This is a genomic window from Caulobacter sp. SRI_008, assembly GCF_057586355.1.
On the sequence record NZ_JBYCZS010000042.1, the window covers coordinates 1 to 23,939 of the forward strand.

The 23,939-nt window shown below is 68.2% G+C and carries 23 protein-coding genes and 1 pseudogene; 6 read left to right on the forward strand and 18 right to left on the reverse strand.

Annotation, left to right across the window (positions count from 1 at the left end):
- The 8 genes and pseudogenes from AC2YHT_RS24735 to AC2YHT_RS24770 form a co-directional block, all read right to left on the reverse strand.
- Positions 1–239: pseudogene (locus AC2YHT_RS24735) on the reverse strand (hypothetical protein); the annotation flags it as partial.
- A gap of 151 nt (positions 240–390) precedes the next feature.
- Entirely contained in the window at positions 391–2,574 is a 2,184-nt protein-coding gene (locus tag AC2YHT_RS24740; protein ID WP_487292470.1) for a 3-hydroxyacyl-CoA dehydrogenase NAD-binding domain-containing protein, read from the reverse strand.
- A 173-nt stretch (positions 2,575–2,747) separates the two neighbouring features.
- Positions 2,748–3,953 carry an acetyl-CoA C-acetyltransferase gene (locus AC2YHT_RS24745; RefSeq protein ID WP_487292471.1) on the reverse strand — a complete coding sequence of 402 codons (1,206 nt, stop codon included), beginning with the start codon at positions 3,951–3,953 and terminating at the stop codon, positions 2,748–2,750.
- Between the two features lie 24 nt (positions 3,954–3,977).
- Positions 3,978–4,469 (reverse strand): OsmC family protein, encoded by a 492-nt coding sequence (locus AC2YHT_RS24750; RefSeq protein WP_487292472.1) that lies wholly within the window; start codon positions 4,467–4,469, stop codon positions 3,978–3,980.
- Positions 4,469–4,822 carry a hypothetical protein gene (locus tag AC2YHT_RS24755; RefSeq protein WP_487292473.1) on the reverse strand — a complete coding sequence of 118 codons (354 nt, stop codon included), beginning with the start codon at positions 4,820–4,822 and terminating at the stop codon, positions 4,469–4,471. Before AC2YHT_RS24755 ends, AC2YHT_RS24750 begins: the two co-directional genes overlap by 1 nt.
- Positions 4,822–5,985 carry an acyl-CoA dehydrogenase family protein gene (locus AC2YHT_RS24760; protein WP_110119480.1) on the reverse strand — a complete coding sequence of 388 codons (1,164 nt, stop codon included), beginning with the start codon at positions 5,983–5,985 and terminating at the stop codon, positions 4,822–4,824. Before AC2YHT_RS24760 ends, AC2YHT_RS24755 begins: the two co-directional genes overlap by 1 nt.
- Before the next feature lie 2 nt (positions 5,986–5,987).
- On the reverse strand, positions 5,988–7,781 hold the full coding sequence (locus AC2YHT_RS24765; protein ID WP_487292474.1) for an acyl-CoA dehydrogenase C-terminal domain-containing protein: 1,794 nt from the start codon (positions 7,779–7,781) through the stop codon (positions 5,988–5,990).
- Between the two features lie 118 nt (positions 7,782–7,899).
- Entirely contained in the window at positions 7,900–8,379 is a 480-nt protein-coding gene (locus AC2YHT_RS24770; RefSeq protein ID WP_110119494.1) for a MerR family transcriptional regulator, read from the reverse strand.
- 205 nt (positions 8,380–8,584) lie between these two features.
- On the opposite strand from AC2YHT_RS24770, the gene AC2YHT_RS24775 reads away from it, so the two are divergent.
- A complete protein-coding gene (locus tag AC2YHT_RS24775) occupies positions 8,585–9,214 on the forward strand; it encodes a S24 family peptidase (protein WP_487292475.1) in 630 nt (209 codons plus the stop codon).
- A gap of 20 nt (positions 9,215–9,234) precedes the next feature.
- Here AC2YHT_RS24775 and AC2YHT_RS24780 read toward each other — a convergent pair whose 3' ends face one another.
- From AC2YHT_RS24780 to parS, 4 genes are all read right to left on the reverse strand, one after another.
- The gene (locus AC2YHT_RS24780; protein WP_110119483.1) at positions 9,235–9,444 is read right to left on the reverse strand and encodes a hypothetical protein; all 210 of its coding nucleotides are present in this window, start codon (positions 9,442–9,444) and stop codon (positions 9,235–9,237) included.
- Positions 9,445–9,717: 273 nt separating this feature from the next.
- Positions 9,718–11,376: a lysine--tRNA ligase gene (locus AC2YHT_RS24785; RefSeq protein ID WP_487292476.1), complete on the reverse strand. Its 1,659-nt coding sequence runs from the start codon at positions 11,374–11,376 to the stop codon at positions 9,718–9,720.
- Between the two features lie 57 nt (positions 11,377–11,433).
- Positions 11,434–11,859, reverse strand: a complete 426-nt coding sequence (locus AC2YHT_RS24790) for an RES family NAD+ phosphorylase (protein WP_487292477.1) — start codon at positions 11,857–11,859, stop codon at positions 11,434–11,436.
- Positions 11,856–12,287 (reverse strand): type II RES/Xre toxin-antitoxin system antitoxin, encoded by a 432-nt coding sequence (gene parS / locus AC2YHT_RS24795; protein ID WP_487292478.1) that lies wholly within the window; start codon positions 12,285–12,287, stop codon positions 11,856–11,858. Before parS ends, AC2YHT_RS24790 begins: the two co-directional genes overlap by 4 nt.
- Positions 12,288–12,348: 61 nt before the next feature.
- Between parS and AC2YHT_RS24800 the strand changes: the two genes are divergently transcribed.
- Positions 12,349–12,519, forward strand: coding sequence for a hypothetical protein (locus tag AC2YHT_RS24800; protein ID WP_487292498.1), 171 nt, complete (start codon positions 12,349–12,351; stop codon positions 12,517–12,519).
- 15 nt (positions 12,520–12,534) lie between these two features.
- Here AC2YHT_RS24800 and acs read toward each other — a convergent pair whose 3' ends face one another.
- The 4 genes from acs to AC2YHT_RS24820 all read right to left on the reverse strand — a co-directional run bounded on the left by acs (position 12,535) and on the right by AC2YHT_RS24820 (position 18,980).
- Positions 12,535–14,487, reverse strand: coding sequence for an acetate--CoA ligase (gene acs, locus AC2YHT_RS24805; protein WP_487292479.1), 1,953 nt, complete (start codon positions 14,485–14,487; stop codon positions 12,535–12,537).
- 345 nt (positions 14,488–14,832) lie between these two features.
- The gene (gene adh, locus AC2YHT_RS24810; RefSeq protein WP_487292480.1) at positions 14,833–16,353 is read right to left on the reverse strand and encodes an aldehyde dehydrogenase; all 1,521 of its coding nucleotides are present in this window, start codon (positions 16,351–16,353) and stop codon (positions 14,833–14,835) included.
- A 133-nt stretch (positions 16,354–16,486) separates the two neighbouring features.
- A complete protein-coding gene (locus tag AC2YHT_RS24815) occupies positions 16,487–17,923 on the reverse strand; it encodes a DUF1593 domain-containing protein (RefSeq protein WP_487292481.1) in 1,437 nt (478 codons plus the stop codon).
- 121 nt (positions 17,924–18,044) lie between these two features.
- Entirely contained in the window at positions 18,045–18,980 is a 936-nt protein-coding gene (locus AC2YHT_RS24820; RefSeq protein ID WP_487292482.1) for a GAF domain-containing protein, read from the reverse strand.
- Positions 18,981–19,140: 160 nt separating this feature from the next.
- Between AC2YHT_RS24820 and AC2YHT_RS24825 the strand changes: the two genes are divergently transcribed.
- The gene (locus tag AC2YHT_RS24825; RefSeq protein WP_487292483.1) at positions 19,141–19,494 is read left to right on the forward strand and encodes a hypothetical protein; all 354 of its coding nucleotides are present in this window, start codon (positions 19,141–19,143) and stop codon (positions 19,492–19,494) included.
- Positions 19,495–19,634: 140 nt separating this feature from the next.
- Here AC2YHT_RS24825 and AC2YHT_RS24830 read toward each other — a convergent pair whose 3' ends face one another.
- Positions 19,635–20,267 (reverse strand): peroxiredoxin, encoded by a 633-nt coding sequence (locus tag AC2YHT_RS24830; protein ID WP_487292484.1) that lies wholly within the window; start codon positions 20,265–20,267, stop codon positions 19,635–19,637.
- Between the two features lie 123 nt (positions 20,268–20,390).
- Here AC2YHT_RS24830 and AC2YHT_RS24835 point away from each other — a divergent pair, with 123 nt between their 5' ends.
- From AC2YHT_RS24835 to AC2YHT_RS24845, 3 genes are all read left to right on the forward strand, one after another.
- Positions 20,391–21,140, forward strand: a complete 750-nt coding sequence (locus tag AC2YHT_RS24835; RefSeq protein WP_487292485.1) for a creatininase family protein — start codon at positions 20,391–20,393, stop codon at positions 21,138–21,140.
- Between the two features lie 114 nt (positions 21,141–21,254).
- Positions 21,255–21,944 (forward strand): hypothetical protein, encoded by a 690-nt coding sequence (locus AC2YHT_RS24840; RefSeq protein WP_487292486.1) that lies wholly within the window; start codon positions 21,255–21,257, stop codon positions 21,942–21,944.
- 96 nt (positions 21,945–22,040) lie between these two features.
- Positions 22,041–22,934, forward strand: coding sequence for a hypothetical protein (locus AC2YHT_RS24845; RefSeq protein ID WP_487292487.1), 894 nt, complete (start codon positions 22,041–22,043; stop codon positions 22,932–22,934).
- On the opposite strand, the gene AC2YHT_RS24850 is transcribed toward AC2YHT_RS24845, so the two are convergent.
- Positions 22,931–23,893 carry a KpsF/GutQ family sugar-phosphate isomerase gene (locus AC2YHT_RS24850; RefSeq protein WP_487292488.1) on the reverse strand — a complete coding sequence of 321 codons (963 nt, stop codon included), beginning with the start codon at positions 23,891–23,893 and terminating at the stop codon, positions 22,931–22,933. The genes AC2YHT_RS24845 and AC2YHT_RS24850 overlap by 4 nt on opposite strands.
- Between the last annotated feature and the right edge of the window lie 46 nt (positions 23,894–23,939).

A 23,939-nucleotide genomic window follows, 5' to 3' on the forward strand; every position in this document is an offset into this window, starting at 1 on the left:
GGAGGCGCGGCGGCGGAGGCCTGCGGCGCGGGCGCGGCGTCCGGGAGCCGCAGATGCGCCAGCGGCGGCGGGGCGGCGTCGACCAGATCGACGATCAGGCTCTGGGGCTCGACCGGCGGCGGCATGATCTTGATCCCGCTGACCAGGGCCACGCCCAGCAGCACGTGCAGGCCGCTCACCGCGATCAGGGCGAGGGCGAAAGGCCTTCTGCGGCGAGCTGTCGATCGCCTACCGGCCATCCCGAATCCTTACCTCCGCGCAACAGGCGCGAGGCGTTCCCGTTACAGAGCCCATGGGGCGCGAGGATGTCGGCAATGATGCGGCGGCGAAAAGAAAAGGCCCGGCGTCGCCGCCGGGCCTCCTCATTTCACCTTGCAGGCGAAAGCGACCTCAGGCGGCCGCCTTCTCCTTGACGCCGAAGCGGCTGTAGAAGGTCTCGCCCTTGGCGGCCATCTCGCGCAGCAGGGCCGGCGGGGCGAAGCGCGCGCCGTAGGACGCGGTCAGCTGGTCGAGGGTCTCGACGAACTTGGCCACGCCGATGCCGTCGATGAAGCTGACCGGGCCGCCGGTCCAGGGCGCGAAGCCCCAGCCCAGGATGGCGCCGACGTCGGCTTCACGCGGATCGGTGATCACGCCTTCCTCGAAGCAGCGCGCGGCCTCGACGGCCTGGCGATACAGCAGGCGGGTGCGGATCTGCTCGATCAGCGCCTTGTCGGCTTCGGTGGTTTTGACTTCAACCAGCTCAGAAAGGCCCGGCCACAGGGTCTTGGGACCCTTTTCCGGATAGTCGTAGAAGCCCTTGCCGTTCTTGCGGCCGTAGCGGCCCAGATCCTCGACCATCTTGGCGATGATCGCGGTGAACGGACGCTCCTCGTACTTGTCGCCGAGGTCCTTCTTCGTCTGGACGGCGATCTTGTGCGACAGGTCCAGCGCGACGTCGTCGTGCATTTCCAGCGGGCCGCGCGGCATGCCGGTGGCGCGACCGACATTGTCGATGATCGCAGGCGCGATGCCGTCGCTGAGCAGCTCCATGCCTTCCTGCACGAAGGTGCCGAAGCAGCGCGACGTGTAGAAGCCGCGGCTGTCGTTGACGACGATCGGGGTCTTCTTGATCTTCAGGACGTAGTCGATCGACTTGGCGATGGTCGCCTGGTCGGTCTTCTCGCCGAGGATGATCTCGACCAGGCCCATCTTGTCGACCGGCGAGAAGAAGTGGATGCCGATGAAGCTTTCCGGACGGATCGAGGCTTCGGCCAGGCCGGTGATCGGCAGGGTCGAGGTGTTGGAACCGAACACGGCGGTGTCGGCCAGTTCAGCCTCGGCCAGCTTGGTGACGGCGGCCTTGACGTCGCGGTTCTCGAACACGGCCTCGACGACCAGGTCCGAACCCTTGACGTTGGCGTAGTCCGACGTCGGATGGATGAGGGCCAGGATGGCCTCGCCCTTCTCGGCCGTCAGCTTGCCGCGCGAGACGGCCTTCTTGACCAGGCCTTCGGCGTAGCCCTTGCCCTTGTCGGCGGCTTCCTGCGTCTGATCGATCAGCACGGTCTCGATGCCGGCCATGGCTTGGACGTAGGCGATGCCCGCGCCCATCATGCCGGCGCCGAGCACGGCGACCTTCTTGACGTCATAGTAGGGCACGCCGGCCGGACGGCCCGAACCCTTGCCCAGCTCCTGAAGCGACAGGAACAGGGTGCGGATCATGCCCTTGGCCTGCGGGGTCATCAGGGTCTTGAGGAAGTAGCGGGTCTCGATGCGGATGGCCGCGTCGAACGGAACCTGCAGGCCCTCATAGACGGCCTTCATGATGTTCTGCTGGGCCGGGTAGTTGCCGTAGGTGTTCTTGCGCAGCATGGCGTTGCCCATGATGAACACCTGGGCGCCGGTCGGGGTGTAGGGGCCGCCGCCGGGGATCTTGAATTCCTTCTTGTCCCAGGGAGCGACCGGATCGCCCTTGGTCTTGATCCAGGTCTTGGCGGCTTCGACTTCCGTGCCGGCCGGCACGACTTCGTGCACGACCTTGGCGCCGAGCGCCTCGGCCGGCTTCATCGACTTGCCTTCGAGCAGGTACGGCGCGGCGGCCATGACGCCCATCAGGCGCGTCAGGCGCTGGGTGCCGCCGCCGCCCGGCAGCAGGCCGACCTTGGCTTCCGGCAGGCCCAGCTGCAGCTTCGGCAGGTCGGCGACCACGCGGTAGTGGGTGGCCAGGACGAATTCCAGGCCGCCGCCGAGCGCCAGGCCGTTGATGGCCGCGGCCACCGGCTTGCCGCTGGTTTCCAGGCCGCGGAAGGCCTTGTTCAGCGCGAAGCCGGCGTCGAACGCGGCTTGCAGGTCGCCACCGCCCAGGCCGCCGTTGCCGCCCAGTTCACCCAGGTCCGCGCCGGCGCAGAAGCCGGTGGTCTTGCCCGAGGTGATGACGACGCCCTTGATCTCGGCGTCGGTCTTGATGCGCTCGACCAGCTCGCCGACTTCCTTGATCACCGAAGCGGTCAGGGTGTTCATCGAACGGCCGGGGACGTCGAAGGTGACCAGGGCGATGCCGTCGCCGTCGACCTCGATCTTGAAGTTTTCCATGTTCAGTTCCTCAGATTTTGAGGCCGTACCCCCTCACCCTCCCGTCCCTTCGGGCCGGGCCCCTCCCTCTCCCCATGGGAGAGGTGGACCCTTGCTCGCCCTTCTCCCAGAGGGAGAAGGAGGGGCCCGCGCCGCATCGCGGCGTGGGAGGATGAGGGGCTACGACATTAGGATCAGACGCGTTCGATGACCGTGGCGGTGCCCATGCCGGCGCCGACGCACAGGGTGATCAGGGCGGTTTCCTTGTCGGAGCGTTCCAGCTCGTCGACCATGGTGCCCAGGATCATCGCGCCGGTGGCGCCCAGCGGGTGGCCCATGGCGATGGCGCCGCCGTTGACGTTCATCTTCTCGTGCGGGATGTCCAGCGCCTGCATCATGCGCAGGACGACGGCCGCGAAGGCTTCGTTCAGCTCGTAGAGGTCGATGTCGGCGACTTCCATCTTGAGCTTCTTGAGCAGCTTCTCGGTGACCAGCGACGGGCCGGTCAGCATGATCGACGGCTCCGAACCGATCGAGGCCATGCCCTTGATGCGGGCGCGGGCCTTGAGGCCGAGCGCGTCGCCCATTTCCTTGGTGCCGATCAGCACGCCGGCGGCGCCGTCGACGATGCCCGAGCTGTTGCCCGCGTGGTGCACGTGGGTCATGCGCTCGACCTGCGGGTAGCGCTGGGTGGCGACCGCGTCGAAGGCCATCTCGCCCATGCCGGTGAACGAGGCGTTCAGCGAGGCCAGGGTCTGCATGGTGGTCGAGGCGCGGACGGTCTCGTCGTGGCTCAGGATGTTGAGGCCCAGTTGGTCCTTCACCGGCACGACCGACTTGGAGAAGCGGCCCTCGGTCCACGACTGGGCGGCGCGGCGCTGGCTCTCGACGGCGTAGGCGTCGACGTCGTCGCGGCTGAAGCCGTAGAGGGTGGCGATCAGGTCGGCCGACACGCCCTGCGGCATGAAGTAGGTCTTGAAGGCCGACGACGGGTCGGTCGGCCAGGCGCCGCCGTCGCTGCCCATCGGCACGCGGCTCATGCTCTCGACGCCGCCGCCGATGGTCAGGTCGGCTTCACCCGAGATGACCTTGGCCGCGGCCATGTTCACGGCTTCCAGGCCCGAGGCGCAGAAGCGGTTGATCTGCACGCCGGCGACGCTCTCGGCGTAGTCGGCGGTCAGGACGGCGGTGCGGGCGATGTCCGAACCCTGCTCGCCGACCGGGGCGACGCAGCCCAGGACGACGTCGTCGACCTTGGAGGTGTCCAGGCCGTTGCGGTCGCGGATGGCTTCCAGGACCTGGCTGGCGAGGGACAGGGCGGTGATCTCATGCAGAGAGCCGTCCTTCTTGCCCTTGCCGCGCGGGGTGCGCACGGCGTCGAAGATGTAAGCGTCGGCCATTGAATGGCTCCTTCCTGCGATCTTTTAAATCGTTAGCCCCAAAGGGGATTCTTTGACCGCCGGCTCGACGCGGACGTCCGTCCGCACCGAGTTGGCGATGAAACACGCGTGGTGGGCGGCCTCGTGCAGGGCCGCCAGCTTGGCTTCGTCGGGCGCGTCGCCCTCGAAGACGATGTCGGGACGAAGGGCGACATGGCTGACCCAGTGAGCGCCATGCTCGTTCTTGGTCATCGTCCCCTCGGCCTCGTCGCGATAGGCGCTGATGAAGAAGCCGGCGCGACGGGCCAGATCGAGGAAGGTCAGCATGTGGCAGGACGACAGCGCCGCCACGAACATCTCCTCGGGATCGACGCCCGCCGGGTCCGACCAGGGCAGCGGCACCACCGACGGCGAAGCCGAGCCAAGCGCCGTCACGCCGCCGTCGAACGACAGGGTATGGGCGCGGCTGTAGCGGCCCTTGGGGAAATCCGCCCCGGCCTCCAGCTTCCAGTCGATGATGGCGACGTGGGTCGACATCACTTCTTCCAGGCGCCGATCGGCGACTTGTGGATCGGGGCGCAGGACAGGCCGCGCGCGCCGGCCTTGGCCGAATAGACCACCCGCTGACCGAACTCCGGCGTGGGCAGGCGGCAGGGCGTGAAGCCCGGCGTGTTCACGGTCAGGGTCCAGGTCGCGATCTTGGAGCGCAGCAGGTTGTTGCACTGCTCGACGCCAGGCTTCAGTGGCAGGTCGAAGGCGCCGGGCTGCGGGCGCTTGCCCTCCAGCTTGCCGGAGAACTGCAGCGGGCGGCGGCCCTCGGCGCGCACGCAGACCACGGCCGCGCGGGCCGTATCCTGAGCGGGCGGAGGCGGAGCGTCGGCGAACAACATCAGAGCGTCCTCGCGATCAGCAGTTTCATGATCTCGTTGGTGCCGCCGTAGATGCGCTGGACGCGGCTGTCCTTGTACATCCGGGCGATCGGGTACTCGTTCATGAAGCCGTAGCCGCCGAACAGCTGCAGGCAGCGGTCGACGATCTTGTTCTCCAGGTCCGTCACCCAGTACTTGGCCATCGAGGCCGTCGAGGCGTCGAGATCGCCCTTCAGGTGGCGCTCGATGCAGTGGTTGACGAACACCTTGGCGACGGTGCCTTCCGTCTTGCACTCGGCCAGCACGAACTGGGTGTTCTGGAAGGCCAGGATCGGCTTGCCGAACGCCTGGCGCTCCTTGACGTAGGCGATGGTCAGCTCGAGCGCCCGCTCGATGGTGGCCATGCCCTGGACGGCGATGTTCAGCCGCTCCTGCGGCAGCTGGGCCATCAGCTGGAAGAAGCCCTGGCCCTCGTCCGTGCCCAAGAGGTTCTCGGTCGGGATCTTCACGTCGTTGAAGAACAGCTCGGACGTGTCCTGGGCCTCGTGGCCCAGCTTGTCGAGGTTGCGGCCGCGCTCGAAGCCTTCCGCGCCGTCGGTCTCGACCACCAGCAGGCTGGTGCCGCGGGCGCCGCCGGCCGGATCGGTCTTGGCGACCACGATGATCAGATTGGCCGTCTGACCGTTAGTGATGAAGGTCTTGGAGCCGTTGAGGACGTACTGGTTGCCGTCCTTCTTGGCGCTGGTCTTGATGCCCTGCAGGTCGGAACCCGCGCCCGGCTCGGTCATGGCGATCGCGCCGACCAGCTCGCCGGTCGACAGGCGCGGCAGCCAGCGGCGCTTCTGCTCCTCGGTGCCGTAATGGGTGATGTACGGCATGACGATGGCGTTGTGCAGGCTGGCGCCGAAGCCGTCGACGCCCTTCTTGCCCAGCTGTTCCATCAGCACGACCTCGTGGCGATAGTCGCCGCCGGAGCCGCCGTATTCCTCGGGCGTGGAGAGGCCGAGCAGACCGGCCTCCCCCGCCTTGTTCCACATCGCGCGATCGACGCAGTGGTTCTTGCGCCAGGTCGCGACGACGGATTCAGGGGCGTGCTCGTCGAAGAACTTGCCCACCGCGTCCTCGAAGATCGTGATGTCTTCTTCGGCCATGAAGGCGGGTTTGGCGACGTCGAGCACGCTCATGATCAGAAGGCCTCCGCGGGCAGCGCCATCAGGGTCGCCGAGCCGGTCTTCAGTTTGGCCAGATGCGCCGCAGCGTCAGGCAAGACCCGCTCGATGAAATAACGCGCCGTGGCGACCTTGGTCGTGAAGAACGGGTCGGTGGAGCCTTCGGCGATCTTGGCGTTGGCCGCCTTGACCATCAGCACCCACATGTAGGCCAGGCCCGTCAGGCCGAAGAGGTGCATGTAGTCGGTCGAGGCCGCGCCGGCGTTGTCGGGGTTCTGCAGGCCGTTCTGCATCAGCCACATGGTGCCGTCCTGCAGCTGGGCCTTGGTCGCCGCCAGGGCGTCAACGAAGGGCTTCAGGTCGGCGTCGCCGTCGTTCTCGCCGACGAACTGGTCGATCTCCTGGAAGAAGGTCATCACGCCGCGGCCGCCCTTGGCCGCCAGCTTGCGGCCGACCAGGTCGAGGGCCTGCACGCCGTTGGTGCCTTCGTAGATCAGGGCGATGCGGCAGTCGCGCAGGTACTGGCTGACCGGGAAGTGCTCGGTGAAGCCCGAGCCGCCGTGCACCTGCACCGCGTTCGAGCAGACCTGGAAGCCGCGGTCGGTCAGGTAGCCCTTCAGGACCGGCGTCAGCAGGCCCATGTAGTCGTCGGCCTTGGTGCGCACGGCCTCATCGGGGTGGCTGTGGGCCAGGTCGCCGTGCAGGGCGGTCCAGAACAGGAAGGCGCGGCCGCCTTCGATGATGGCCTTGTTCTCCAGCAGCAGGCGACGCACGTCCGGGTGGACGATGATCGGGTCGGCCGGGCCTTCGGCGTTCTTCGGGCCCGTCAGCGAGCGGCCTTGCAGGCGGTCCTTGGCGAAGGCGACGGCGGCCTGGTTGGCCGCTTCGGCCTGGGCGACGCCCTGCAGGCCGACGCCCAGGCGGGCCTCGTTCATCATCACGAACATCAGCTTCAGGCCGCTGTTCTCTTCACCGATCAGATAGCCCTCGGCGTCGTCGTACTGCATGACGCAGGTGGCGTTGCCGTGGATGCCCATCTTCTCTTCGAGGCCCACGCACTTGGCGCCCTCGTTGCGCGCGCCGACCGAGCCGTCGGCGTTCGGGAAGAACTTCGGCACGATGAACAGGCTGATGCCCTTCACGCCAGCCGGGGCGCCCTCAATGCGGGCCAGCACCAAGTGGACGATGTTGTCCGACATGTCGTGCTCGCCGGCCGAGATCCAGATCTTCTGGCCGGTGATCTTGTAGCTGCCGTCGCCGTTGGGAACGGCCTTGGTGCGCAGCAGACCCAGGTCCGTGCCGCAGTGCGGCTCGGTCAGGTTCATGGTGCCGGTCCACTCGCCCGTGATCATCTTGGGCAGGTAGGTCTGCTTCTGCTCGTCGGTGCCGCCTGTGTGGATGGCCGAATAGGCGCCGTGCGCCAGGCCCGGATACATCGAGAAGGCCATGTTGGCCGAGCTCGACATTTCCGAGAACGACAGGTTCACGACGTGCGGCAGGCCCTGGCCGCCGTAGGTCGGGTCCGAACCGAGGCCGGTCCAGCCGCCTTCGCACAGGGCCTTGTAGGCTTCCTTGAAGCCCGGCGGGGTGGTGACGGTGTTGGTGACCGGATCGAGCTTGCAGCCGGTCTTGTCGCCGACGCTGTTCAGCGGGGCCAGGACTTCGCCGGTGAACTGGGCCGCGCCCTCGACGATCTGCTCGACGACGTCGATCGAGGCGTCGGCGAAGGCCGGCAGATTGCCGTACTGCTCGATGTTGAGCACGTCACGCAGGAGGAACATGTGGTCGCGGACGGGCGGCTGATAGGTCATTTAAGCGGTCCTGACTGATCGGGATCGGGGAGAAAGGCGAAGGGAAACCCGCCCGTTCCGCCGGTCTTGGCGAAAGCGGGCGCGGAAGGGATGGTCTTGGCTGGTTACTTGCCCAACCTTACTTACCGAGGGCCATGTCGGCGTGGCCGTCGAGGCGGGCGCGCAGCAGCTGCTCGTAGTCGGCCGAGCGCGGCAGCAGGTCCGGACGGATCTCGGCCAGGCGCTTCTCCAGGCGATCGCAGGCCTCGCGCAGCTCGATCAGGGCGCCGTCGATGTCCTCGCGCTGCTGCTCCAGGGCGGCGGCGCGCTCACGGAACTTCTTCAGCGACCGGGCCATCTGGGCCGCGCCGTCGTCGTTCTCGTCGTAGAGGTCCAGCAGCTCGCGGATTTCCGACAGCGACAGGCCCACGCGCTTGCCGCGCAGGATCAGCTGCAGGCGGACGCGGTCCTTGTGGGAATAGACGCGGTTGAGGCCTTCGCGGGCCGGCGTCAGCAGGCCCTTGTCCTCGTAGAAGCGCAGCGCCCGGGGCGTGGCCTTGAACTCGTTGCAGAGCTGACGGATCGAGAACGTGCGCTCGGGACGTCGAAGATCAGCCACCATCGTTACCCTCCCAGGGTGCGGCCGGCCTTCCCGGCCGGGTCGTTGGTTATCGGCGTTCACGCTACGCCGGACCCTGCGGAACGTCAACGCTTACGTAAACGTCAACCTTGACCATTGTCGCTAGGTTTACATTCCTAAGCCCTGGGCATAATTTCCTCGGGACGCCCGCGGCTCGGCGTCATCAGGACTCGGGGACGATCCGATGCTCTCGCACGCCGAACTGTGGACGGCGATCGACGCCCTGGCCAAACGCTTCGACATGAGCCCTTCGGCCATGGCCAAGCTGGCGGGCCTGGATCCCACCGCCTTCAACCGTTCGAAACGCGGCGACGCCGACACGCGGCCGCGCTGGCCCTCGACCGAGAGCCTGGCCAAGGTGCTGGAAGCCACGGGGGTGGGGTTTTCTGAATTCGCCGCCCTGACCGAGACCGCAGCGCCGGGTCGCCGGGCGGGCGTGCCGCTGATCGGCCTCACGCGGGCCGGCGCGCCGGGCATGTTCGACGAGGCGGGGGCGCCGCGCGGGTCGGGCTGGGAAGAGGTGGAGCTGCCGGGGCCGCGGGAAGAGGGCCTGTTCGCCCTGGAGATCGAGGGCGACGCCCTGGCGCCGGTCTATCGCGACGGCGACCGGCTGCTGGTCTCGCCGACGGCCGAACCGCGACGGGGCGACCGGGTGGTGGTGATGACCACGCAGGGCGAGGTGCTGATCCGCGAGATGGGCCGCCTGACTGCCCGGACGATCGAACTGACTTCGGTGCTGCGCGACGGCGACGACCGGGTGCTCGACCGCATGAGCGTGGCCTGGGCGGCCTGCATCCAGTGGGTCAGCCAGTAGCCTGACCCGCTAGAGGCGGATCAGGTGCGCGGGCAGGCGGCATGGTGGCCGTTGAGCCAGTCGCGAAGGGCCGTGGCGCGGGGATCCTCGCACGACACGTCGACCCGGTAGGACTGCCAGGTGTCGTTGTGCGCGGCCTCGATGCGAGCGCCGGGAAACTGCGAAGCGATGCCGCCGATCAGGGAGTCGAATTCCGAACGGTCGTGCGGGCGAAGCGTGAAGGAAGCCATCGGACTATTCCTGGTTCTGATGGTTCCAGCCTAGACTCCGAAGTTCGCACAAACCCTTAATTCGAAATTCAGAAAGCGTTCATCAAACGAGGCACGGTGTCGCACTCTGTTCCCTCTCCCCTTGCGGGAGAGGGTGGCCTCCGAAGGAGGTCGGGTGAGGGGTCGCACGTACAGAAACGCCGCGACGGCTGTTCAGCTGTCGCGGCGTTTTACTTCTGAGAGACCCCTCATCCGTCGCCTACGGCGACACCTTCTCCCGCAAGGGGAGAAGGATCAGGAGAGCTTCTCTTCGATCAGGGCGATCGTGCGATCCACGCCGAAGATCGCCGCGAAGGAGCCGAAGCGCGGGCCCTGGCTCTGGCCCAGCAGCACTTCGTACAGGGCCTGGAACCAGGCGCGCAGCGGGTCGAAGCCGTGGGTCTTGCCGACCTCGAACACTTCGTTCTGGATCAGCTCGGCGTCCTGGGTCCCGGCCGGCATGGCCTTCAGCTTGGCCAGCAGGTCGAGGATCGCCGCACGCTCGACGTCGGTCGGGGCGCGGAAGGTCTTCGTGGGCTTCACGAAGTCCTCGTAATAGTTGATCGCGTAGCCGGCCAGACGGTCGAGCAGCGGCTGGCTTTCGGCCGAAGCGCCCGGGATGTAGCGCGACAGGAAGCCCCAGAGGATCTCCTTGGTCGAGGCGTCGGCGGCCGACACCAGGTTCAGCATCAAGCTGAACGACACCGGCGAGCTCTGCTGCGGCGGCTTGCCCGAATGGATGTGCCAGACCGGGTTGTCGAGCTGCTTGGCCGGCTCCTGGCGGCCGAACGCGTCCAGCTGCTGCAGGTACTCGTCCGTCGCCTTGGGGATGACGTCGAAATAGAGCTTCTTGGCCGACTTCGGGCTCTGGAACATGTAGTACGACAGGCTCTCCGGCGCGCCGTAGCGCAGCCAGTCCTCCATCGACAGGCCGTTGCCCTTGGACTTGGAGATCTTCTGGTTGTTCTCGTCCAGGAAGAGCTCGTAGTTGAAGCCTTCCGGGGGAACCCCGCCCAGCGCCTTGCAGATCGCGCCCGAGGCCTTGACCGAGTCGATCAGGTCCTTGCCGCTCATCTCGTAGTCGACGCCCAGGGCGGTCCAGCGCATGGCCCAGTCGGGCTTCCACTGCATCTTCACGTGGCCGCCGGTGACCGGGACCTCGACCTTGCTGCCGTCCTCGTCCTCGAAGACGATCGTGCCCTTCTCGACGTTGCGCTCCAGGGTCGGGACCTGCAGCACCTTGCCGGTCGACGGGCTGATCGGCAGGAACGGCGAATAGGTGGCGCGGCGCTCTTCGCCGAGCGTCGGCAGCATGACCTTCTGGATGGCGTCGAAGCGGGCCAGGGCCGTCAGCAGGGTCTCGTCGAACAGGCCGCCCTTGTAGCACTCGGTCGAGGACACGAACTCGTACTCGAAGCCGAAGCCGTCGAGGAAGGCGCGCAGGCGGGCGTTGTTGTGGGCGCCGAAGCTGTCGTGGGTGCCGAAGGGGTCGCGGACGACGGTCAGCGGCTTGCCCAGATCCTCGATCAGCGGCTGCTTGTTCTCGATGTTGTCCGGCACCTTGCGCAGGCCGTCCATGTCGTCGCTGAAGGCGATCAGGCGCGTGGGGATGGCGTCGTCGACGAGCGCACGGAAGGCCTGGCGCACCATGGTCGTGCGCGCGACTTCACCGAAGGTGCCCAGGTGCGGCAGGCCGGACGGGCCGTAGCCGGTCTCGAAGATCACCGCCTTGGCCAGCGCCGGATAGGCTTTCACCGCCTCATCGGTCTTGCCGGCGTCGATCAGGGCCTTGGCGGCCTCCTGGTCGGCGCGGTCGGGAAGACGCACGCGCAGGACGCGGGCGATGGTGGCGCGCGCCTGCTCGAACGGCCAGGAGCGGGCTTCGCGGGCGAGGGGGGAGAGGCCTTCAAACATGGCCGGGCTATAAACCCTGGCGGGGGATGAGGCTAGGGCGTGGGGGTCGCGGTCGCCTCAGAACAGCCGAGGATCGAACCGGAACGGCTCGTCGCGCACGACCCGAACGCCGACGAAGGCCGGATGGCGCGGATTGAGTAGCGTGTTGATCTCCTGCGGCACGACCTGGCTGGGCACGCGCAGGCACAGCGCCTGGCCGGCCAAGAGGAACGCGTCGCCGGCCGCAACGCTGTCTTGCGGAACCGCGTCGAGTTCAAGCCTCGGCGCGTCGTCCGGGACCTCGATGGAGAGAAGGCGATAGTCCAACGGCAGCAGGTCGGGCGGCAGGTCGAGATGGACCAGCACCTCCAGAACGGCCAGGCTAGGACTGGCGGCGGTGTAGAGCATCGGCCGTCCGGGCGAGTTCCAACGGCCGCCGTAGAGCCGAGCCCCCTCCCCGTCCAGGCCGACGTGTGCGGCCTTGGCGATGCGGTGGACGATCAAGCCGCCAGGCCGTGGGCGATCTGGCCGAGCAGCCGTTCGACGTTGCGCGCGCCCAGGTCGGTGTCGGCCAGCGACAGCGGGGCCTGGCCCTCCAGCGCGCGGTTAGGCCGCTCCAGCCAGCGCCAGGCGCGCTCCTGGTCGCCCAGGGTGTCCTCGGCGGCGGCCACCAGCCGGGCGATCCGCACCATGCGGTCGGACTCGGCGGGGTCGAGCAGCTGGTCGGCGTCGCGGCGGCGATTGAAGGTCCGCCGCGGCATCACATAGGGCTCGATGGCCGAGAACGGCTGATGCGTAACCGCCAGGAAGCAATCGACCGCGGCGACCGACAAGCCCTTGCGGACCAGACGGACGACGTCGAACTCCGTGGCGAGGGGGCCGGTGACCGCCTCGCCGCCAAACAGTTCCTGGATTTTCACGACCGGGGCCATGGGGATCAACGCCAAACGCCGCCAAGGCAGCGGCGTTTTGACTATAGGTTGGAAGGGGCTTGTGGACAAGTCGCTCACCTCCCGTCGTCATCCCGGCCGGAGCGCAGCGCAGAGCCGGGACCCAGGGGACTGGGCGCGGCATCCAGACAGCCCCTTCGCGGAGGCAACCGCATTGCGCCGGCCCCTGGGTCCCGGGTCTACGGTCCGCTACGCGGCCCTTCGCCCGGGATGACGAGCGCGGTGGGCGTTAAGCCGCCTTCGCCCCCGCCCTGTTGCGCACCAGATCATCCACCACCGACGGATCGGCCAGGGTCGAGGTGTCGCCCAGGGCGTCCACCGCGTTCTCGGCGATCTTGCGCAGGATGCGGCGCATGATCTTGCCCGAGCGGGTCTTGGGCAGGCCCGGCGCCCATTGCAGGACGTCGGGGGCGGCGAAGGGGCCGATCTCGTGGCGGACCCAGAGGACGAGCTGCTTGCGCAGTTCCTCGGTGGGCGTCGCGTCGGCCTTCAGGGTGACGTAGGCGTAGACGCCCTGGCCCTTGATGTCGTGCGGGTAGCCGACCACCGCCGCCTCGGCGACGGCTTCGTGGGCCACGAGAGCGCTCTCGATCTCGGCGGTGCCCAGGCGGTGGCCCGAGACGTTGATGACGTCGTCCACCCGGCCGGTGATCCAGTAGTAGCCGTCGGCGTCGCGCTTGCAGCCGTCGCCGGTGAAGTACTTGCCGGGATAGGTCGAGAAATAGGTCTCGAAGAAGCGCTGGTGGTCGCCATAGACCGTGCGCATCTGGCCCGGCCAGCTGTCGGTGATCACGAGGTTGCCCTCGGTCGCGCCGTCCAGCACATGCCCCTCGGCGTCCACGAGCTGCAGCTTGACGCCCGGCAGCGGCTTGGTGGCCGAGCCCGGCTTCAGGGCCGTGGCGCCCGGCAGCGGCGAGACGAGAATGCCGCCGGTCTCGGTCTGCCACCAGGTGTCGACGATCGGCAGGCGATCCTTGCCGACCACGCGATGGTACCAGAGCCAGGCCTCGGGATTGATCGGCTCGCCGACGCTGCCCAGCAGGCGCAGGGACGACAGGTCGTTCTTGGTCACATGCTCGTCGCCTTCGCGCATCAGGGCGCGCAGGGCGGTGGGGGCGGTGTAGAAGATCTCGACCTTGTGCTTGTCGACCACGTCCCAGAACCGCGACGGGGTCGGGTAGTTTGGCACGCCCTCGAAGATCAGGCTGGTCCCGCCATTGGCCAGCGGGCCGTAGACGACGTAAGAGTGGCCGGTGACCCAGCCGACGTCGGCCGTGCACCAGAACACCTCGCCCGGGCGATAGTCGAAGACGGACTCGAAGGTCCAGCTGGCCCAGGCCAGGTAGCCGCCGGTGGTGTGCAGCACGCCCTTGGGCTTACCCGTCGAGCCGGAGGTGTAGAGGATGAACAGCGGGTCCTCGGCGTTCATCGGCTCGGGTTCGCAGACGTTCGAGGCGGCGTCACGGACGTCGTTCCAGACCACGTCGCGGCCCTCGACGATCGGAACCTCGGCGCCGGTCCAGCGGACCAGCAGCACCTTCTCGACCTGCGGGCACTGCTCGAGCGCCTCGTCGATATTGGCCTTCAGCGGCACCTTCTTGCCGCCGCGGCGGCCCTGGTCGGCGGTGATCACCAGGCGGGAGTCGCAGTCCTGGATGCGGCCGGCGATGCTGTCGGGCGAGAAGCCGCCGAACACGACGGAGTGGATGGCGCCGATGCGGGCGCAGGCCAGCATGGCCACGGCCGCGACGGGCACCATCGGCAGGTAGATGGTGATCCGGTCGCCCTTCTTGGCGCCCAGGTCCTTCAGCACATTGGCCATGCGGCAGACGTCGTCGTGCAGCTGGCCGTAGGTGATCTTGTCGGAGACGCCCGGCTCGTCGCCCTCGAAGATCAGGGCGACGTCGTCCTTGCGGTGCGGCAGGTGGCGGTCGAGGCAGTTGGCGCTGACGTTCAGCACCCCGTCCTCGTACCAGCGGATGCGGAAGTCGTCCTTGGCGTAGGAGACGTCCTTGATCTTGGTGGGGGCCTTGATCCAGTCGAGGCGGGCGGCGAGATCGCGCCAGTAGCCTTCGGGATCGCTCTCGACCCGGGCCACGGCGGCCTCGTAGGCGGCGGCGTCGATATGGGCCTTGCCCGCCCAGTCTTCCGGCACCGGAAACAGCTGTCCGTCGCTCACCACGCGTCTCCCTAAGGTCTCTACAGTCGATCTTGTCGTCGCCAGCGATGTTGCCGCTGCGTCAGTCGTCGTCTTGCGAGCGGGAGTATGCGAAGCGCCGCCCCCTGCGCAAGCAGACCAATTCTGTTTCGTGCGGCAGAATTCGGGTCTTGTTCGTTTTGTTGGTTTTGGAGCCGCTAGCGCCCACCCTATCAGCCCGTCATTCCCGCCCTCGTGGCGGGAAACCCTCTATCCGCCGCAGATGCAGAAGGGGCGGCGCCCTGAGCGCGCCGCTTGCTCCGCCCTTGCGGGCTGAACCAGGGGTTCCCGCCACAAGGGCGGGAATGACGGGAGCTAGGTGGCTGCACCCTAGAAGAAGCCCAGCGCCTTGGCGCTGTAGCTGACCAGCAGGTTCTTGGTCTGCTGGTAGTGGTCGAGCATCATCTTGTGGGTCTCGCGGCCCACGCCCGACTGCTTGTAGCCGCCGAAGGCCGCGTGGGCCGGATAGGCGTGGTAGCAGTTGGTCCACACCCGGCCGGCCTGGATGCCGCGCCCGAAGCGGTAGGCGCGCGAGCCGTCGCGGGTCCACACCCCGGCCCCCAGGCCGAAGGCGGTGTCGTTGGCGATCTCCAGCGCCTCTTCCTCGGTCTCGAAGGTGGTCACCGCCAGGACGGGACCGAAGATCTCCTCCTGGAAGATCCGCATCTTGTTGTGGCCCTCGAACACCGTCGGCTCGACATAGAAGCCGTCGGCCAGCTGGCCCGGCAGCACGGTGCGCGAGCCGCCGGTCAGGAGCTTGGCGCCTTCGTCGCGGCCGATGTCCATGTAGCCGAGGATCTTCTTCAGCTGTTCCTCGGAGGCCTGGGCGCCGATCATGGTCGAGGGATCCAGCGGATTGCCCTGCACCACCGCCTGCACGCGCTTCAGCGCCTTCTCCATGAACCGGTCGTAGATCGACTTCTGCACCAAGGCGCGGCTGGGGCAGGTGCAGACCTCGCCCTGATTGAGGGCGAACATCGCAAAGCCCTCCAGGGCCTTGTCGAGATAATCGTCGTCCTCGGCCGTCACGTCGGCGAAGAAGATGTTGGGCGACTTGCCGCCCAGTTCCAGCGTCACCGGGATCAGGTTCTGGCTGGCGTACTGCATGATCAGCCGGCCCGTGCTGGTCTCGCCGGTGAAGGCGATCTTGGCGATGCGCGGGCTGGACGCCAGCGGCTTGCCGGCCTCGAGGCCGAAGCCGTTGACGACATTGACCACGCCGGGCGGCAGCAGGTCGCCGATCAGCTCGAACAGCACCATGATCGAGGCCGGCGTCTGCTCGGCGGGCTTCAGCACCACGCAGTTGCCGGCGGCGATGGCCGGGGCCAGCTTCCAGCAGGCCATCAGCAGCGGGAAGTTCCACGGAATGATCTGGCCGACCACGCCCAGCGGCTCGTGGAAGTGGTAGGCGATGGTGTCGTGGTCGATCTCGGAGATCGAGCCTTCCTGGCTGCGCAGGCAGCCGGCGAAATAGCGGAAGTGGTCGATGGCCAGCGGCAGGTCGGCGGCCATGGTCTCGCGGATCGGCTTGCCGTTGTCCCAGGTCTCGGCCGTGGCCAGGGTCTGGAGGTTCTCCTCCATGCGATCGGCGATACGCAGCAGAACACGCGAGCGGTCGGCGGCGCTCGTTCTTCCCCAGGCGTCCTTGGCGGCGTGGGCGGCGTCGAGGGCGCGCTCGATGTCTTCGGCTTGCGAGCGGGCGATCTCGCAGACCTTGCGGCCGGTGATCGGCGAGGCGTTGTCGAAATAGCGGCCGTCGGCCGGCGCGACCCACTGGCCGCCGATGAAATTGTCGTAGCGCGCCTTGAACGGCGGGCGGGACAGCGAGTCGATGAACTCGGGCTTGGTCATGGTTTCCTCCGTCGCGCCGTCTTCGGCGTCTGGGAGGAGCTTGCGCCCGGATTTTTGATCTTGAGCGGGGCGCAAGCGGTGGCGGGCCGGAGGTGTCTCAGGCTTGCGACAGGTTCAGAGCGTTCGATCGCTCTCAGGGCGAAACGTGGATGATCGCGCGGCGGTATCGGACGAAGGGCGGGCCGCCGGCCTTGGGCTGGTCACGGACTTCCAGGATCAGGTGATAGACCTTCTCGCCCGGAACCATCTGCTTGGTCGGCAGCACGACCTGGGTCGAGGCGCCGGCGGGGTCGCGGATGTCGGGCGGGGTCATCGGGAACAGCGGCGGCGAAGCGTCCCTGTACCACCACCATTTGTAGACGAGCGGATCGCCGTCGGGGTCGGCCGACCCCGCCGCGTCGAGCGTGATGGTCGCCCCGGCCTTCACCGTCATCTCCAGCGGCGCGAGACCGCCCTTCCCCTGCAGTAGCACCTGGGGCGGATGGTTGGCGGAGCCGTAGTCCGCGCGAAGCGTCCATTGCATGCGGTTGGCGAAGTCGAACTGCACCGCGTCCCGCCAGCGCCAGACGCCCACGCGGTTGCCCAGATGCGGCGCGCCGTCGGCGCCGATCGCGCTGTCCTGGGTGTCGGCGAACAGCCCGACGCCGGGCGCCAGCGCCCCGTATCGGCCGCCCCAGCCGCCGTAGTCCGGGTGCTCGACGTCGCCCAACCCGTTGGGGATCAGGTAGAGGAAGGAGGGGCTGTCGCCCTCGATCGCGAACAGCGGCTTGGGATAGAGCCCGCCCAGGGCGCCCAGGCGGATGTGGCGGTCGAGCCAGTCGGGGCTCATCAGCCTGGTGTCGGGCCCGGGATCGGGAAAGACGGTGTCGGCCGACATGCCCTGCCAGGCGGCCTGCGGGTAGTCGCTGAAGGCGTGGATGCTGGCGATCCAGAAGATCTCCGGAAACCGCGCTCGGATCCACGGGCCGGCGTCGTCCTGGTCGGAGATGGAATAGACCCGCAGCTTGCGCGCGAAGGCCGCGAGCGCCTGCGGCGAGCGGGTTTGCCTGACGTGGTGCAGCGCCTGGGCCAGGTCGGCCGCGCCGCCCCAGACGCAGATCCACACCGGCCCCTGGGCGGCGTCGACGGTGTCGACGATCAGCCGCGAGGCCTCGGTGTCCTTGCCCTCGCCCACGCCGGACAGGCCGTAGCTGGCGCTGCCGGCTCGAACCGTGGCCAGCAGCTGCTCGGCCGTGGGATAGCCCGAGGCGTGGACGCGAAGATTGGGCAGCACCTGGCCGTAGGCGGCGATCAGCCGGCGGATCTCCTCGGGATGAACCGCGTTCCGCTGCCAGGCCGAGGTGGTCGCGACCAGGCCCTTGATCTCGATCTCGTTGCTGTAGAGCAGGGCGCGGATCAACGACTGGGTGTCGTCCGGCTCGTTGAGCACGTCGGTCAGGATGATGACTTCAGTCTTCGGCGGCGCCGAGGGGGCCTGGTCGGCCGCCGCCGCGCCCAGCGCTCCGGCGGCGAAACCCAGCGCGAGGATCGCGCCGGCGAGCCTTAAGAGCCCTCGGATTTTCCTGGTCATCGTTCCGTCCCTGTCGGCGCCTCGACGGGCGCTTCGTTTCGGGAGCAGGCTAGCCAGCGCTCCCCGGGGGAGGAAAATTCAATCCCTGAATGCAAAGCATGGATGCGGCTGATCGCGGCCCCTAGCTGCGTCCAAGCCCCAGGCGGTTGATCTTCCGGTGCAGCGTCGCCCGGCTCACGCCGAGGGCCGCAGCCGCGGCGGAGACGTTGCCGCCAGCGGCCCCCAGCGCCCGGCGCACCACCGCGCGTTCGGCGTCTTCCAGGTCGGCGCCGCGATCGGGCGAGGGCATACCGCGCTTCAGCTTGTCGTCGGTGAGGTCGAGAGCCTGGCGGGCGGCGCGGGTGGCGCCGATGACGACGTCGTCGGTGTCGACGGCCAGCATCGGGGTCGAGGCGCGGTCAGCGCGCACCTCGCCCAGCAGCACGATGCGCGCGCCGGGGAAGGCCTCGCGGAAGGCCTTGGACTCGATGCGGCGGGCGGCGTCGTTGACCACCGTCTCCATCAGCCCGGTCATGCCGTCGAGACCCGGCCGGCAGGACGAGACGTCGAGCGCCCCGGCCAGCCGCCCTTGCGGATCGAACAGCGGCGCGACCGTGCAGCTAAGGCCGATGTTGCGGGTATGGAAGTGCTGGTCGCGGTGGATGGTCAGGGTGCGCTGTTCGGCCAGGCACGTGCCGATGCCGTTGGTGCCCTCGCGGGCCTCGCTCCATACCGCGCCGGTCCACAGGCCCCAGCGGTGGAACACCGGATCGTCGGCCGCCATGCCGCGCCGGTCGACCGGCACCCCGACGCTGTCAGTCAGCAGCACGCAGGCGCCCGAGGCGCCGACGGCCTGGAACAGCGCGTCCAGCGTATCGGAGGCGGCCGCGCGCAAGGCGCCCATGCGCTCCTGGGCCTCGCCCAGCTCGCGCTGGGTCAGGGTGTCGGGGGCCTTGCGGTTTTCGGGGTCGAGGCCGTGCAGGACGAGGCTGCGTCGCCAGGAGGCCGCCACCGGCGACAGGGCGGGTCCCGCGCCGTCGAGCACGGCCAAGACGTCGCTCGCGTGGCCCAAGCTCATGACGCGGCCTCCCAACACGCCGTCGAGCGGCGCCTTTGACCACAGATTGACGCCACGCGCTCCCTCCAGGCAAGCGCGCCAGCCGAGCGTCGGCCGATTGCTACCGCCTGGGTTGACAAGAACAATTGGAGAACATCAAATATCGACGTTCGAAACAGACATGGACTTCCGCATGGACCCCACCTCCGACAAACCCGCCGCCTCGCCGCCCGCCCAGACCGAACGGAGGGAATCCCCCCTGCGGCGGACGCCCGCCGCCCTGCTGCTGCTCAACATGGGGTTTTTCTCGCTGGTCGCCGTGCTGTGCTTCTACCTGGTGACCAAGGCCGTGGGGGGGCCCTATCTGACCGTCCTGAACGGCATCCATTCGTGGGAAGCGCTGGGCGGTTTCCCGGGCCTTTTCCTGGGCCTCGGGCTGGGCGCGATCCTGATCGCGCTCGCCGGCGTCGGCTGGTTCTCCGGGATCGTCGCCAAGGCGATCAGCGACGAACTCAAGGACCGCATAGGCTTCTGACGACGTGGAGCGCCGACCGGGCAGGCCGACGCTCCAGACATCGCCAAAGACCGGGGTCGGCGCCCAGGGGCGCGGATGGTCCTCATCCTGAGTTCGTCGAAGGACGAGGACCACGCATCACGCCTGAATGCGGGTCGAGCCTAGACCGGCTGCGGCACCACGCGCAGATAGGGCTTCTGCTCGTCCCAGCCGTTCGGGAAAAGAGTCTTGGCCGTCTCGTTATCGACCGAGGGGACGATGATCACGTCGCCGCCCTGGGTCCAGTTGGCGGGGGTGGCGACCTTGTGGCCGTCGGTCAGCTGCAGGCTGTCGATGACCCGCAGGATCTCGTCGAAGTTCCGCCCGGTGGAGGCCGGATAGGTCAGAGTCAGGCGCAGCTTCTTGTTGGCGTCGATGATGTAGACGCTGCGGACGGTCAGGGTGTCCGAGGCGTTGGGATGGATCATGCCGTAGAGGTTCGACACCGAGCGGTCGGTGTCGGCGATCAGCGGGAAGTTCAGCTTCGCGCCTTGGGTCTCCTCGATGTCGGCCGCCCAGCCGCCGTGGTTCTCCAGGCCGTCGACCGACAGGCCGATCACCTTGACGCCGCGCTTGTCGAACTCCGGCTTCAACTTGGCCACCGTGCCGAGCTCGGTGGTGCAGACCGGGGTGAAGTCCTTGGGGTGCGAGAACAGCACCACCCACGAGCCGGCCGCCCAGTCGTGGAACTGGATCGGGCCTTCGGTCGAGGCCTGGGTGAAGTCCGGAACGATGTCGCCGAGTTGCAGGCCCATGGCGGGCTCCCATGCTGAAATTTCGGGTCGGCTCCGCGCGCCATCGGGCGTAAAGCCGTGGCCGGACACTAGGCGCGGGTCCCCCGCCGCGCCGACCCAGGATTTCTTTCGGAGTTTCCAGCCATGCTGCTCGCCCTTTCGACCTGGCCCGAGATCGAAGCTTTCCTGACGCGGTCGAAGACGGTGGTGGTGCCGATCGGCTCCAACGAGCAGCACGGCCCCACGGGCCTGCTTGGCACCGACTGGCTGTGCCCCGAGATCATCGCCCACGAAGCGTCCAAGCGCTCGGACGAGGTGCTGGTGGCGCCGACCTTCAATGTCGGCATGGCCCAGCATCACCTGGCCTTCCCGGGCACCATCTTCCTGCGCCCGTCGACCTTCATGGCCGCGATCGGCGACTGGACGCGTTCGCTGGGCGCCCACGGTTTCGAGAAGATCTATTTCCTCAACGGCCACGGCGGCAACGTCGCCACCATCGAGGCGGCCTTCTCCGAGATCTACGCCGAGTACAGCTTCCGCAAGGAGCGCTGCCCCTTCGCCATGAAGCTGAAGAACTGGTGGGATCTCGACGGCGTCAACGCCCTGGCCATGCGCCAATTCCCGGTCGGCCACGGCAGCCACGCCACCCCGTCGGAGATCGCGGTGACCCAGTGGGGCTATCCCGACAGCATCAAGACCGCCGATTACGAGCCCAAGATCGCCCCCACCGGCCCGATCCGCGAGGCCCTGGACTTCCGCGCCCGCTACGCCGACGGCCGCATGGGCTCCGACCCCGCCCTGGCCACCCCCGAAAAGGGCGGCGAGCTGGTCGAGCAGGCGGTCGTGTCGCTGATCAAGGACCTGGCGGCGTTCGGGGCCGAGGCGCGGGTCTGACCGACCCGCGAAAAGACCGCCTTTTTCGCGATCGAGCGCCCGCCGCAACCTTGACGACATCGCGCCCCGCGCCGCCATCATCGGCGCGGGACAGGGTCCCTGGGGGCGATTCTCGTGAAGCGGATGATGGTGGTGCTGGGCCTGCTGCTGTCGGCGCTGATCACGCCGGCGGCTCGCGCCCAGGTGGGGGCGTTCGAGACCGACTGCCGCGTCAGCGGCGAGCACGGCGACGGCGGTCACCAGTTCGTCGCCACCTGTCCCGGCCGCGCGGTCTCGCCCGACGGACGGCTGGCCGTGGTCCAGAAGGCCTATGACGAAGAGCAGCCGCCGATCGAGCTGCAGGACGCCTCGGGAAAGACCCTGGCCACGCTTCCGAGCCTCAGCGACGACATGCCGTTTCTGGTGTCTTGGTCGCCGGACTCGCGCTGGTTCTATGTGAACCACCACGTCGGCTCGTTCATGGACAGCCTGCAGGTGTTCGAGATCGTCGGCGGCGTCGCGGTCGAGCGCCACGCCCTGGTCAGGTCGGCCATCCGCGCGGCGACCCGCCGCTATCCCTGCCTGCGCCAGGCCATGGTCAATCCCAACGGCGCGCGCTGGACTCGCGACGGCCATGGGATCGTGATCGTGACGATCAGCCGGCCCAGCGCCTGCCAGCCGCCCGATGGTCCGTCCGGCAAATGGGAGCCGCTGTGGATGATCGGCGAGGTCGAGAGCGGCAGGATCGATCCCGCCTCGATCCGCGTCGAGACCAGGCAGGGCTCGCTGAAGGCCCCGACCGACGGCGTCTACGCCACGCGCTGAGGTCTGGACCCGGACACGAGGGCCCGGCGGTTTTGGGCTGGACAACGACCGCAACCCAAGCTTGACCTTGCGCCGTATCGCGTGGGGGAAAGTTGCATGCTCAAGCTGTTCACGGGCCGTCGCTGGGACGAGTTGAAGGCCCATGTCCGGTCGGTGTCGGCCGAGGAGGCCTATGTCGGCATTTCGGAGGCGGGGAGGCTTGCGCCCAGAACGCTGCGGATCGACGGCCTGGCGACCGGCCCCGACGACGTCCTGGGCCTGACCATCGCCGGCGGCTTCAACCGCTACCTCGCCTGGCAGATGCGCGGCTACCTGACCGCCGACCAGACGTCCGAAACGGCGATGATGCGCTACATCGAGACTCTGCAGGAAGCAGTGGAGCTCCTTCACGCCGCCCTCGAGCTGGATCCGACCAACGGCCTGGCCGCCAGCTTCATGGCCAGCGCCGCAGCCGAGGCCTCGCAGGACGAAAAGGACGAGGCGGGCGAGCGGCTGGCCCAGGCCGACGGCGCGCCGCCGTCAGGCTATATGGCGCTGCTTAACGCCCAGGCCGAGAAGTGGGGCGGCTCGCACGCCAAGATGTGGGAAACCGCCCATCGCTACCGCGACCGTGACAAGCCGGGCACCCTGGCCCTGGTCGCCCGCGCCCATTTCGAACACCACCTGTACCTGACGATGATGGACGAGCGCCCTCAGGCCAAGGCGGAGGGACGCCGCTACTATCGCGACGCCGAGCGGCTGCGCGAACTGCAGGCCGCGTCGGACGAGGTCTTCGCCCAGCCCGAGCCGCGGGATGCGCAGGCCGTGCGCCTGGCCGACGGCTGGTTCGCGCGCGTCCTGAGCCAGGCGGGCGATCACAAGCGGGCCCGCCGCCACCTCGTCCGTCTGGGCGACCATGTGCAGGACAACATCTGGGGAGCCGCGACCTATCTCGGCGCCGGACCGACCTGGCGGCTGGCCCGGCTCCGCGCGGGCCTGCTGTTCGGTTAGATCACCCCGGCCCGCAGCAGGTCGTGGACGTGCAGCACGCCCACGGGCTTGCCGTCCTCGACCACGAACAGCACGGTGATCCGGCGCTCGTTCATCACCTTCAGGGCCTCGGCGGCCAGGGCGCCCGAGGCGATCACCAGGGGGCTCCTGGTCATCACCTCGCCGGCGATGTGGCCCATCAGGCCGTCCATGTGGCGGCGCAAATCACCGTCGGTGATCAGGCCGACGAGCTCGCCGGCCGCGTCGGTCACGCCCACCGCGCCGAAGCGTTTCTGGCTCATGACCAGCAGGGCCTCGCCCATCGGCGCGCTCTCGGCCACCAGCGGCAGTTCCTCGGCCCCGTGCATCAGGTCGGCCACGGTGCGCAGCACCGCCCCCAGCTTGCCGCCCGGGTGGAAGATGCGGAAGTCGCTGGCCGTGAAGCCGCGGCTTTCCAGCAGCGCCACGGCCAGGGCGTCGCCGAGCGCGATCTGCAGGGTGGTCGAGGTGGTCGGGGCGTTGACCTCCGCCGTGGCTTCAGGCGCGTCGGGCAGCAGCAGCAGCACGTCGCCGGCCTTGCCCAGCTGGCTGGTGGCCAAGGCGGTGATGGCGATCAGCGGGATCGAGAAGCGCTTGCAGTAGCTCAGGGTGTCGGCCAGTTCGCGGGCCTCGCCCGACTTCGACAGGGCCAGCACCACGTCGTCGGGCCCGATCATGCCCAGGTCGCCGTGGCTGGCCTCGGCCGGGTGGACGAACATCGCCTGGCTGCCGGTCGAGGCCAGGGTGGCGGCGATCTTGCGCGCCACGTGGCCCGACTTGCCCATGCCGGTGCAGACGATGCGGCCCTTGGCGTCGTGCATCACCTGGACGGCCCTGGCGAAGGCCTCGCCCAGGCCGTCGGCCATCTGCGAAAGGGCCTGGGCCTCGATGCTCAGCACCCGGCGGCCCACGGCCACGGCGTCGGAAATCGTATCGGTCATGTGGTCAGAAACTCCGTGCGCTGCCCATACCAGCCCGCGCGCGGTT

Excerpts from the sequence above, each read along its gene's own strand:
- AC2YHT_RS24750 (WP_487292472.1), bottom strand. The coding sequence starts at position 4,469 with ATGTCGACCCACGTCGCCATCATCGACTGGAAGCTGGAGGCCGGGGCG.
- AC2YHT_RS24765 (WP_487292474.1), bottom strand. The coding sequence starts at position 7,781 with ATGACCTATCAGCCGCCCGTCCGCGACCACATGTTCCTCCTGCGTGAC.
- AC2YHT_RS24740 (WP_487292470.1), bottom strand. The coding sequence starts at position 2,574 with ATGGAAAACTTCAAGATCGAGGTCGACGGCGACGGCATCGCCCTGGTC.
- AC2YHT_RS24825 (WP_487292483.1), top strand. The coding sequence starts at position 19,141 with ATGGACTTCCGCATGGACCCCACCTCCGACAAACCCGCCGCCTCGCCG.
- AC2YHT_RS24755 (WP_487292473.1), bottom strand. The coding sequence starts at position 4,822 with ATGTTGTTCGCCGACGCTCCGCCTCCGCCCGCTCAGGATACGGCCCGC.
- AC2YHT_RS24850 (WP_487292488.1), bottom strand. The coding sequence starts at position 23,893 with ATGACCGATACGATTTCCGACGCCGTGGCCGTGGGCCGCCGGGTGCTG.
- AC2YHT_RS24830 (WP_487292484.1), bottom strand. The coding sequence starts at position 20,267 with ATGGGCCTGCAACTCGGCGACATCGTTCCGGACTTCACCCAGGCCTCG.
- AC2YHT_RS24745 (WP_487292471.1), bottom strand. The coding sequence starts at position 3,953 with ATGGCCGACGCTTACATCTTCGACGCCGTGCGCACCCCGCGCGGCAAG.
- parS (WP_487292478.1), bottom strand. The coding sequence starts at position 12,287 with ATGGCCCCGGTCGTGAAAATCCAGGAACTGTTTGGCGGCGAGGCGGTC.
- AC2YHT_RS24760 (WP_110119480.1), bottom strand. The coding sequence starts at position 5,985 with ATGAGCGTGCTCGACGTCGCCAAACCCGCCTTCATGGCCGAAGAAGAC.
- AC2YHT_RS24845 (WP_487292487.1), top strand. The coding sequence starts at position 22,041 with ATGCTCAAGCTGTTCACGGGCCGTCGCTGGGACGAGTTGAAGGCCCAT.
- AC2YHT_RS24815 (WP_487292481.1), bottom strand. The coding sequence starts at position 17,923 with ATGACCAGGAAAATCCGAGGGCTCTTAAGGCTCGCCGGCGCGATCCTC.
- AC2YHT_RS24785 (WP_487292476.1), bottom strand. The coding sequence starts at position 11,376 with ATGTTTGAAGGCCTCTCCCCCCTCGCCCGCGAAGCCCGCTCCTGGCCG.
- AC2YHT_RS24775 (WP_487292475.1), top strand. The coding sequence starts at position 8,585 with ATGCTCTCGCACGCCGAACTGTGGACGGCGATCGACGCCCTGGCCAAA.
- AC2YHT_RS24820 (WP_487292482.1), bottom strand. The coding sequence starts at position 18,980 with ATGAGCTTGGGCCACGCGAGCGACGTCTTGGCCGTGCTCGACGGCGCG.
- adh (WP_487292480.1), bottom strand. The coding sequence starts at position 16,353 with ATGACCAAGCCCGAGTTCATCGACTCGCTGTCCCGCCCGCCGTTCAAG.
- AC2YHT_RS24780 (WP_110119483.1), bottom strand. The coding sequence starts at position 9,444 with ATGGCTTCCTTCACGCTTCGCCCGCACGACCGTTCGGAATTCGACTCC.
- AC2YHT_RS24835 (WP_487292485.1), top strand. The coding sequence starts at position 20,391 with ATGCTGCTCGCCCTTTCGACCTGGCCCGAGATCGAAGCTTTCCTGACG.